The 11,099-nt window shown below is 37.0% G+C and carries 7 protein-coding genes; 4 read left to right on the forward strand and 3 right to left on the reverse strand.

All coding sequences use genetic code 11. The features are described from left to right. The 3 genes from GX437_10215 to GX437_10225 form a co-directional block, all read right to left on the reverse strand. Positions 1 to 1,223, reverse strand: a 1,223-nt coding sequence (locus tag GX437_10215) for a hypothetical protein (protein NLJ08032.1), incomplete at its 3' end; no start/stop codon positions are given. Positions 1,224 to 1,236: 13 nt separating this feature from the next. Then, entirely contained in the window at positions 1,237 to 1,926 is a 690-nt protein-coding gene (locus GX437_10220) for a septal ring lytic transglycosylase RlpA family protein (protein NLJ08033.1), read from the reverse strand. Between the two features lie 3 nt (positions 1,927 to 1,929). Next, on the reverse strand, positions 1,930 to 2,601 hold the full coding sequence (locus GX437_10225; GenBank protein NLJ08034.1) for a hypothetical protein: 672 nt from the start codon (positions 2,599 to 2,601) through the stop codon (positions 1,930 to 1,932). Positions 2,602 to 2,869: 268 nt separating this feature from the next. Between GX437_10225 and GX437_10230 the strand changes: the two genes are divergently transcribed. From GX437_10230 to GX437_10245, 4 genes are read left to right on the forward strand one after another with little or no spacing between them, the layout of a single operon-like run. Then, positions 2,870 to 3,451 (forward strand): hypothetical protein, encoded by a 582-nt coding sequence (locus tag GX437_10230; protein NLJ08035.1) that lies wholly within the window; start codon positions 2,870 to 2,872, stop codon positions 3,449 to 3,451. Continuing rightward, positions 3,451 to 6,810, forward strand: a complete 3,360-nt coding sequence (locus GX437_10235) for a restriction endonuclease subunit R (protein NLJ08036.1) — start codon at positions 3,451 to 3,453, stop codon at positions 6,808 to 6,810. Before GX437_10230 ends, GX437_10235 begins: the two co-directional genes overlap by 1 nt. A 39-nt stretch (positions 6,811 to 6,849) precedes the next feature. Beyond that, the gene (locus GX437_10240) at positions 6,850 to 7,677 is read left to right on the forward strand and encodes a KilA-N domain-containing protein (protein ID NLJ08037.1); all 828 of its coding nucleotides are present in this window, start codon (positions 6,850 to 6,852) and stop codon (positions 7,675 to 7,677) included. A gap of 1 nt (position 7,678) precedes the next feature. Next, positions 7,679 to 11,017: an SAM-dependent DNA methyltransferase gene (locus GX437_10245; GenBank protein ID NLJ08038.1), complete on the forward strand. Its 3,339-nt coding sequence runs from the start codon at positions 7,679 to 7,681 to the stop codon at positions 11,015 to 11,017. Positions 11,018 to 11,099: the final 82 nt, after the last annotated feature.

Consider the following 11,099-nt stretch of genomic DNA (forward strand, 5'->3'; position numbering starts at 1 on the left):
ACATTATTTGAAAAATCCCACCCCGACCGCTGATTGTCAGGGAAATAATAGAGGTATCCGTTCGACAGGTTGCAGAAAATATTGTTCTTAACCGAAATATCTTTTGAAGCTTCAAACATCAGGATTTTTGATTTCGAATAATCCCCTGAAATTCTGACCGTATTGTGTGCGATAAGAAAAGAAGTGCAATTGTTTGCATAGAAGGCTGCATGTTTCTGACTTGTCAGATAATAAGATACCGGTGAATGGTAATTAATGACATTGTTGCTGATAATGTTTCTCTGCAATTTGTTTTTCAGGCAGTTGTACAGACTGATAATAGTTCCGCTGTGTGAAGCAGGAGCATAAAATAAATTGTCGCTGATTTTTAAATCGGAGGAAGAATATAATTCAAGTGAAGAAAAGTAATCCTGCGTCAGGTTTTCAAATCTGTCGGAAACCACAGTCAGTCTGCTTATTTGACTGGCAGCAATAGCACAGGAAAACTGATTCAGAAAATAACAGTTTTGAATCAGAATATCTCTTTCCGGATCGAATACTGAATTTCCGTTTAGCTCGATGGCAATATACCCGTTTATCAGGGAAGAGTTTTTAATCACCAGATTATTTTCATTGGAGTTAACAGCAGGTGGGGAATAAATCAGGCTTTGGTCGGAAGAGCCGGGATAATACGCAGACAGAGGCCTTTTCCCCAGAAAAAGGCAATTTTCGAACTGAACATGCGTAGCATTATCGTTCATCAGCACCAGCCTTGAAAAAGTGTCGCTGATAGCACGGAAAGTAATCTTCCTGAAAGTAATATAATCAGTCCCCATGAGGTTCAGTACAAAGTTGGAATAGGTATAATACGACCTGTTTTCAAGAACCACATCAAGACTGTCGCTACCAAGCGATTCAAAGGTAATGGTATTCAGTGAGTCGGCTCCTTTAATCTGCAAAATGGTTAGTTGTGCATTGTAAATACCTTTTTCAATTTTAAATACTACCGGGGAAGAAATACCATTGGCATTCAGGCTGTCAATGGCCTGAGCCAGCGTAGCAAAATCGGCCTGAGCACTTTTACCAATCAGATAGGTTCCGGACAGCTGAGCTGTTGTCTGATTCTTCATCAGGAAAATGAACAGAAATAACAGGAATATTTTGGTGAAAACTGAATTATTCAATAATTTCCCATGTTTGTTATGGTGGTAAAAATACAAACCTGCATTGGTTTTTAATAACATTGGAAATCGAAGCTTATTCAAGTTCTTTCAGATCAATAATGAATCCGTCAAGCCCGTCTTTTTTATATTTTTCGAGCTTTCTTTCAGCCTTTTCCCTGCTTTCGTAAGGCCCGATGATGATTCTGTAGTAACGTTCCCCGTTCACTTTTGCCACATGAACCATGGGCTTATGACCGTATTTTTTTTCTATCCTGAGCAATTCAGTAAAAAGATTGTCAATCTGTTGAAAAGCACCAACCTGTACCCCAAAACCACTTCCGCTTACCGGAATCAGGTTCACCTCGAATAACGAAGAAGCCACTTTGTTTTCAGCCGGCTCTGCAGGCGGAACTGATGGCTGATAAACCTCCACCGACACTTCGGCTATTCCCTCGGCAACAAAACCCAGCTCTTTTGCAGCGGCCTTTGTAACATCTACCACCCTGTCGTGTTTCCATGGGCCACGGTCATTGACGGTAACCACCACGGACCGATTGTTTTTCAGATTGGTTACTTTCAACTGAGTACCAAAAGGATGAGTTCGATGTGCCGCTGTCATTTTATTATTATCGAATACTTCTCCGCTGGCAGTTTTTCTGCCGTTAAACTGATCGCTGTAATATGAAGCTTTGCCTTTCTCTACCTGTTGAGATAATGCATTTAAATTTAACTGTATAAATAACAAGACAAGCCCTGCAATGAGATATGGATGACAAACTTTCATGCCTTATTTATGTTCTTCTTTTCGCTTATCTGATTTCAGCTTTTCGAGATAATAAATATTAATGTAGTCAAAAGCATATATGGAAGTTCCCGGTACAAAAAACCCGAAATAATTATCAAAAGGTTTTGGAGCAATGCCTGTATATACCAGTTGCTTATTGACAAACAAATACATTTTCTTTTTAACCACCCTGACCGTTATGATATTAAAGAACTCGTTACTCAGCTCAAGATTTTCCTTTTGGTCAATGGGTAAGTCTTTATCAAAAACCCGTTTTTCCAGTAAAAATCGTTGTGTTACAAGGCTAAAACCCAGTTTGTAATATTTTTCTTTTGAAGCAGCATAGATGAGGCCTGCCGGTAGTAAACTATCGCCTGAGATCCAGCGCATTGAAAATTCTATCTCAAAATCCTTTTTAACATTAAACCTCATATTTTTAACAATCTTACCTCCAAAATCCTCGGAATGAACCGACAATCTGCCCTTTTCGATAACTGTGTAGCAAGGATACAAATCAGTCAGGTTCCACTTGTTCGAATTATTGTTGAACTCTTCTTCAAAAACAGCTTTTCTTGTCAGATTTTCAGGCAAATCATATTTATCCTGTGCTTTCAGCAGAGAAAATGAAGATAAAAGAAGCGCGGCTGTTGTAATCAGAAAGCGGAGATACATCATTTTTTTTTGGCAAAGTTAAGCAACTCATTGCTTTGGATATACACAGTCAATTCATCTTATGGAAAATGAATTATTTTGTATTAAAAGTCGGGGGCTAAAAAATAAAACACATTCAATAAAAAAATCAGGTTTTTCTGCTTAACTTTTCAGTAAAGTATTAATATCTTTGTCGGGTAATTTGGTTAAGGATGAGTGAGTATTTTCACAGGCTGACATTCCCTGCAAGCGAAATCAGGCAACGACAAAAAAACATTGAAAGTAAACCATATTGAAAGGACAGAAAAACGAAATATTGATAAAGCAAGCAAGCCGACCAGATTACCAAACATTCTGTCAATCATTTCCGACCCTACTGTATTTTTTATTTTCTCCACAGAAGATTTATAATTTTTCTGTCAACCCAAACGGAAAGCTTTCAAAAGAACATTGTCAATCCCACAATTCAACACTTAATCAAAACCTTGCTAAAGAGCCAGATCTTCCTTTGCTAATAAGGCCGGAAACAAAATCAAATGTATCTTTTACAAAATTGTCCAGACAGAAAAGTCAAATAGCAAATGACACTTATGGTGAAAATATCAGACGATTAAGAGAAGAAAAAAATTTTTTATTTAGAAAAGCTGCAGCCCCACATGAATTTGATACTACTACTCTTAGCAAGGTTGAACGTACTGAAAGACCAATGGCAATTGATTATTTAAAACCACTGAGCCAAATTCTGAAAATTGATTACAAGGAACATAAGTTTCGGTTTTCAGCTGACAGTCTAAGTTCAAATTATGGAAAATTAGAGTATTTGGAAGATGGTTTGGATAAAGTTATTAACCAATTAAAAAGAATAAAAAATTAATGCCTACTAAATTTTTTACAAATCAGGACGATAATAGTTTACTCAAAAAGTTTGAGGGTGTATTTACAAATATTGAAAGTATCAGACATTTTGATGCTTTGGTTGGCTATTTCAGGGCTTCCGGTTATTTTAAAGTACGTCCTTTTCTCGACAAAATCCCTAAAATCAGAATCCTTGTTGGTATCAATGTTGACCAACTAATTAAGAAATATCACGAAAAAGGACAACTCTATCTTGAAAATCCGGATGAAACAAAAGCAGACTTCCTTGATGAAATCATAAAAAATATTCAGGAAGCCAACTACGATGAAGTTACAGAAAAAGGAATTCTGCAATTCATTGATGATTTGGTTAGTTGTAAAATAGAACTTAGAGCACACCCCAAAAAGAAAATCCATGCAAAGGTTTATATTTTCAGACCTGCATCATTCAACGAATATGCGCCTTGTGAAGTTATTACAGGTTCGTCAAATTTGACAGATGCCGGACTTGGTGCAAATCCTGAATCAAACTATGAGTTTAACGTTAGCTTGCGTGATTATGAAGATGTAAAATTTGCAACCGAAGAATTTGAAAGGCTTTGGGCTGAATCTGTACCCATTTTACAGACAGAAGCCGAAAGAATCAAGAACCAAACCTATTTGCGTGATGACTTTACTCCGTTTGAGTTATATATCAAAATGTTAATTGAATATTTTGGTAAACGGGTAGATTACGACCCATACAATATTGACCTGCTTTTACCCCCAAAATACATACGCTTAAAATACCAATCAGATGCTGCCAATCAGGGTTATGCAATTATGATGAAGCATAATGGTTTTGTTTTGGCAGATGTGGTAGGTTTAGGAAAAACGATTATTGCCTGTATGATTATTAAAAAGTTTATTTATGAAAATGGCACTCATACAAAGGTTTTAGTTGTTGTACCTCCTGCAATTGAAGATGGATGGAGACGGACCGTAAAAGATTTTGAACTGGATAATCATTTTCGTTTTGTTACGATCGGAAGTCTGCATAAAATTTTAGACAGAGAGAATTATTCTTATCCGAATCCTGAAGATATTGATTTAATCGTTGTTGACGAATCCCATAAATTCAGAAATGATTACACCGAAATGTATCTGGCTTTGCAGGAAATTTGTAAAATGCCAAGAAAAAGGCCTGCCGAAAATGGAGATATACGTAAGAAAATAATCTTAATTTCTGCAACCCCTTTAAATAACCGCCCACAGGATATTGAAAACCAACTTTATCTTTTTCAGGACAGAAGAAACAGCACACTTGAAAACATCAGAAACTTACAGGAATATTTCAAACCTATAAATGAGCAGTATAAAAAACTGGCTTATGAGAAAAAACTGAATATCAAAAAACTGAAAGCACTATTCCAGAAATTACGAGATGATGTAGTGGAGCCGCTTGTAATCCGAAGAACAAGAACAGACATTGAGAGCAACAAAGAATATCTGGAAGATTTGGAAAAACAGGGAATAAAATTCCCAAGAGTTGGCGACCCCATTGCCCTTTACTATGAATTGGATGGAAACTTGAGTGAATTGTTTTTCGATACAGTTTCGCTAATTACCAATCTTGATGAAGATGGGAATGAAATTGACGGTTTGGGATATTATCGTTATCGGGCTATTGAATTTTTGGTAAAAGAGGAAGACCGGAAAATCTATGGTAAAGTGGAATCCATATCAGGCAGGTTGTCTGCTATTATGAAAACGCTTTTGGTAAAGCGCCTTGAAAGTAGTTTTTATGCATTCACCCAATCGCTGAAAAGATTTCAGAAAGCTATTGATAATATGCTGGCCATGTTTGATGATAACAGGATATTTATCGCACCTGATTTAGACATCAACAAATTGCTTGAAGAGGGTTTAAGTTATGATGAGATTGAAGCTAAAATAAATGAAAAAGGAGGAAACAATAAAGAGTATAAAAAAGATGCTTTCGACAAAAAATTTGTTGATTTGCTCAAGCAGGATAAGGAAAAAGTGGATGATTTAATTGAACGCTGGAGCAAAGTAAAGAAAGACCCGAAGCTGATAGAGTTTGCAAAACAAATACAGGATGAGTTTTTTAAAACCGATCTAAATATTAGCGGCAAGCTGGTTATTTTCTCAGAATCAAAAGAAACAGCAGAAGAATTAACGGTAAAACTTGCAAAGATTACAAAGAAAAAAGTGCTGACCGTAAGTGCCGAAAACAGAAAATATGTCGAGAGTACTATCCGGGAAAATTTTGATGCCAACCTTGAAGAAGAAAAATGGAAATCGGAATACGATATTATTATTACCACTGAAGTACTGGCAGAAGGCATCAACCTGCACAGAAGTAATGTAATAGTAAACTATGATGTTCCCTGGAACTCTACCCGTTTAATGCAGCGCATCGGTCGTGTTAACCGCATCGGCTCAAGAGCCGACAGAATCTATGTTTACAACTATTATCCGTCTGCCCATGGAGATGCTCAAATTCATTTGGTAAACAACGCCCTGCGTAAACTTCAGGCATTTCATACAGCTTTTGGTGAGGATAACAAGGTATTTTCTGTTCTCGAAGAAAAAGGAGAAGGGGCTTTATTCGGAAATAAAATTCAAAAAGAAGAAAGCGAAATTTTGAAGTATTTGAATGAATTAAGAGATTTTAGGAAGAAACATCCAAAGATTTTTAATGAAATAGCTAAAATTCCAAACAAAGCAAGGTGCGGGAGAAAAGTTCCCGAAGGTAGGCAACTAACCTTATTGGACACTGAAAGCGGTGAAATAAATTACCCATTGCAAAACACATCACTGACCTATCTGAAAAGTGAAAATCATCCCGGTATCTTTTGCCTCATCACTCCCGAAATGAATATTATTGAAATGAATTTTTTACAGGCAGTCAAATTGTTTAAAGCTCCTGATTCAGAAAAGGCAATTGCCTTACACGAACTGCACCACAAACAAACACTGGCAAGTCTCGAATATTTTAAGTCTGAAAAAAATCAGGAAAATGTTCAGACAGTTTCTCGTAGAAATCTTAGTCCGGCAGAAAATAAAGCCATTTCAAACATTAATGCGATAGTTAAGATTGCACCTACCGAACAAAAACGAATGGCATTATTGCGTGCTTTGGATATTATCAAAAAAGGAACTTTTGCTTCGAAGGGTTTACCAAAATCCATCAATGTTTTTTTTACTTCAAATGCGGGATTGCTCAAAGAGCCGGATAAGTTTATTGAGCAATTATTTATTACCGTTCTCGACAGGTACGACCTTTCTCCCGGTTCCGAGGAAATGCCTCAATCAGACAAAGCACACAGGGGAATTGTAAATCCTCAAATTGTATTAACTCAAAGTTTCAGTTAAACCCCTCGAATTCGAAGGAATTAAAATGAAGAAGAATATATGACCAAACAAAAATCAATTATTGTTCAAAATATTCCTGTTCAGGTAATTATTGAAAATAAACTGGATTATATTTGTATAACTGACATGGCAAATGCCAAAGAAAATGAAAGCCGTGCTGCGGATATTATCAAAAACTGGATTAGAAACCGATATACCCTCGAATTTTTAGGAACCTGGGAACAAATGTATAACCCGAATTTTAAAGTGGTCGAATTCGACCACTTTAGAATGCAGGCCGGCTTGAACTCTTTCGTACTCAGTGTTTCAGAATGGATAGCTAAAACAAATGCCATCGGTTTTATCGTTAAGAAAGGTCGATATGGCGGTACTTATGCCCATAAAGACATTGCCTTCGAATTTGGCTCAGCTATCAGCGCCCCATTTAAACTTTTTCTTATCAAAGAGTTCCAGCGTTTGAAGGAAGATGAAAATAACCGTCTTCAACTTGAATGGAACCTCCAACGAACACTCGCAAAAGTCAATTACCGTATTCATACCGATGCCATCAAAGAAAATCTGATTCCAAAAGAACTTTCCAAAAATGAAATAAACTTTATTTATGCCAATGAAGCAGACATGTTGAATATGGCTCTTTTCGGTAAAACTGCCCAGCAATGGCGAAATGAAAACCCCGATGCCGAGGGAAATATCAGGGATATGGCAACCATTGAGCAATTGGTGGTTTTAAGCAACCTCGAAAGTATAAACGCGGTGTTAATCCATCAGGGTTTATCACAACCCGAGAGGCTTACACAACTCAACCAAGTAGCCATTACTCAAATGAAATCATTGATAGGAAATGTTCAATTGAAAAAACTGAAATAAAATGCCAGCTAACAGAATTCATTTACAACAAGCATTACACAAACCTTACGACAGGGTTTTGTTTTCCCGTGAAGTATTAAGTCCGGTTTTTGGTTCAGGATTTACGCTTAATTCCTCTTTAGTTCCTGCACCTCTATCACCCAATAAATCGGAATCGGCTGCGATTGCCAACGTTTGGATTTACGGAAAAATTCAATTGGACGACAGCTCCGAAATTACATGCTACGAAGTGCTGTTGCAACCCAAAGTCCGCATCGAACAAAGCAAGGTCGCTATTCAGCAATATGTCCGAAAGCTGCTTACAGCCGGACAAGCGGCTTTAATCAATTTTATATCACCTGCCAATAAAAATGTATGGCGACTTACATTGGTTGCCAAAGATAGTGTACTGACCGACAAAGGGGTAAAAGAAAAAACCACCAATGCCAAACGTTACACCTTTTTATTAGGCCCTTCGGAAAGCTGCAAAACAGCAGCCGAACGCTTTGAAGCGCTGAGTACCGAAAAAGAAATTACGTTTCAAACACTTGTCAAAGCCTTCTCTGTTGAAAAACTTAGTGACGAATTTTTTGATGAATATCCCTTGCATTACCAAAACTTTTGCGATTACCTGCAGGAATCCAACTACCGTAAATCGGTTTTCAATATTACCTTCCCTGCGGATGCTTCAAAACAGGAAAAGGACAAAGCCGGTAAACCCATCCGCGATTTTGTAAAGAAATTGCTCGGGCGCATTGTGTTTCTATACTTTGTTCAGAAAAAAGGGTGGCTGGGAGCAAGTAATACCAATTACACCGATGGCATGCACGACTTCATTAAGCAACTTTTTCACCAGTCGGGCGGCAACGATGCTTTTTACAGTAATTGGCTAACCGTTCTTTTCTTTGATACACTCAACAGGGAACGCCCCAACGATGATTTTACAATGCCCGATGGAAAAACGGTGAAGGTGCCTTTCCTCAACGGTGGTTTGTTCAACAAAGAAGAATTTGACGAACATTTGCTGACGTTTCCTGCAAAACTATTCCATAACCCCGATTATGAAGACACTATACTCACTGCAAAAAACAATGGTTTTGCCCGTGGTTTTCTCGACTTTTTAGATGCCTTTAACTTTACCGTTTACGAAGACAGCCCCGATGACCATACCGTAGCCGTTGACCCTGAAATGTTAGGCCATATTTTTGAGAACCTTCTTGAAGACAACAAAGACAAAGGCGCTTTTTATACGCCCAAGGAAATCGTGCATTACATGTGTCAGGAAAGTTTAACGGAATATTGTTTGAACCTTGATTTTTCTGATTTGGGGATTAACATACTTGAGGAGGACAAAAGAAATTTGGTTGAATCAATTATTAAAAGAAAAGAAATTGATGATGAACTCCTTTTAAAATCATGCAAATCAGATGAATCTTGTAAATCATGGTTCAGACAGTTGGAAATGCATCTCGATAAGGTAAAAATCTGCGACCCAGCCATCGGTTCCGGTGCGTTTCCTATGGGTTTGTTACAGGAAATTTTCAGCATAAAAGAACTCATTGCTTACGAAACCGGCAAGGAATGGAAACCTGCCGAAACCAAACTGAACATTATCCAAAACTCCATTTACGGGGTGGATATTGAAAAAGGGGCGGTGGATATTGCACGTTTGCGCTTTTGGCTGAGCCTGGTAGTGGACGAAGAAAAGCCCAAAGCCCTGCCAAACCTCGATTACAAAATTGTGGTGGGCGACAGCCTCATAAGCAAGTTCGATGGCGAAATTGTGGAAATTGACTGGGAACGAAAAAGTAGCGTGGGTAAAGCCGATGAGTATGTACAAAATGTACAGCGACTGCTGAAAGAAGTTGCCGAAAAACAAAAGCAGTACTTTAGCCCCAACAACAAAAACAAAAAGAAACTGCAGGCAGAAATCCGCAACCTGAAAATTGAATTGCTCATTAACCAACTTTCGTTTAATAAAGAGCTTTATATAAACAAAACCGAACAAAAAGGTGGCTTTATGCCAACGGCATCAGATATTAAGCACAACACAGAACGCGAACTGCAAATCAAGGCATTTGACAATCTGATTGGCAAACTGAAAAACCTGCTGAGAAACTCCGATGAACCTTTTAACCATTTCGACTGGAAACTTGATTTTCCAGAAGTTCTGAACCCATATCTGGTAAATGGGAATAGGGGATTTGATATTGTGATTGGGAATCCCCCTTGGGGTGCAGAAATATCTGAAGAGCAATTTTTGAAGAATCACCTTAAAATAAGAAGTAGTACAGATAGTTCAGAGTATTTTATTCTAAAATCCTTTGATACATTTTCCAAAAACAAAACTATTATAGCATTCATTGTACCTAAATCAATATTATTTGCTAATGCTTGGCATAAATCGCGTGAATCAATTTTAAATAGACAAATAATTAGTTTAGGTGACGCAGGTATTTCATTTGCAGAAGTAAATCTTGAATCTGTTATTTTTATATTACAAAACACTATTTACAAACCATCAAACTACGTAAAAATTGTAAAGTTTGAACCACTGAAAAAATTCAGCACTAATAAAACTCTTGTTGAACTTAACAAAGTGGACCAAAAGGTTATGAAAAATACATCGATATTAATTGTTACAGATATTCCACCTTTAGCTCAAAAAATAATAGAAAAAATTCAAAAAACGGAAAGCTTTCTTAAAGATTTTGAAAGAGAAGTCTTTAGGGGGCTTTACATACCTGATAAACTTAAAGAAAACATTTTGAATAAAGGCGAATATAAATATGTAAATAAAGTACCTCATGTTTCGCTTTATTCTATCGATAAAATTCATAGGATAGACTTGTCAATGCATTTAAAAAAATTTGGTAATATTATTGAAAAATTGCAAAGGGATAGAATAATAATTAAGGTTTTGAGGGGTTCTAAGTTGACTTGCGCTTATGCAACAAAAGATGTTTTGACAACAGAAAAACTTGTTAATCTAATTGTAAATCCTAAAGTTCTAAATCCTTATTATGTATTATCTTTACTAAATTCAAATTTAACATCTTTTTATTTGGGGAAAGTTCTTTTTAGCGATATTACAGAAACATCACGTGTTATGGATGATTGCTATCTTAGCAAAGTCCCAATAAAAAGAATTTCACTTACCGAACAAATTCCATTCATTAATTTAGTTGAACAAATACTCACTGTTAAAAAATCCAACCCTAAAGCCGACACCTCTGCCTTAGAGCAACAAATTGATAACCTGGTTTACCGGCTATATGACTTAACCTATGACGAAGTAAAAGTAATCGACCCCGATTTTCCGCTTAGCCGGCAGGAATATGAAGCCATCAGGCTGGAATAACCCCCTCTGTGCTCCTCCGTGACCTCTGTGGTTAAAAAAAAGAATTCACCACGGAGAACACACAGATACACGGAGAAAAAAA

The sequence above is a fragment of the Sphingobacteriales bacterium genome (assembly GCA_012517435.1).
Lineage (GTDB): Bacteria > Bacteroidota > Bacteroidia > CAILMK01 > JAAYUY01 > JAAYUY01.

Excerpts from the sequence above, each read along its gene's own strand:
- GX437_10245 (NLJ08038.1), top strand. The coding sequence starts at position 7,679 with ATGCCAGCTAACAGAATTCATTTACAACAAGCATTACACAAACCTTAC.
- GX437_10225 (NLJ08034.1), bottom strand. The coding sequence starts at position 2,601 with ATGATGTATCTCCGCTTTCTGATTACAACAGCCGCGCTTCTTTTATCT.
- GX437_10240 (NLJ08037.1), top strand. The coding sequence starts at position 6,850 with ATGACCAAACAAAAATCAATTATTGTTCAAAATATTCCTGTTCAGGTA.
- GX437_10235 (NLJ08036.1), top strand. The coding sequence starts at position 3,451 with ATGCCTACTAAATTTTTTACAAATCAGGACGATAATAGTTTACTCAAA.
- GX437_10220 (NLJ08033.1), bottom strand. The coding sequence starts at position 1,926 with ATGAAAGTTTGTCATCCATATCTCATTGCAGGGCTTGTCTTGTTATTT.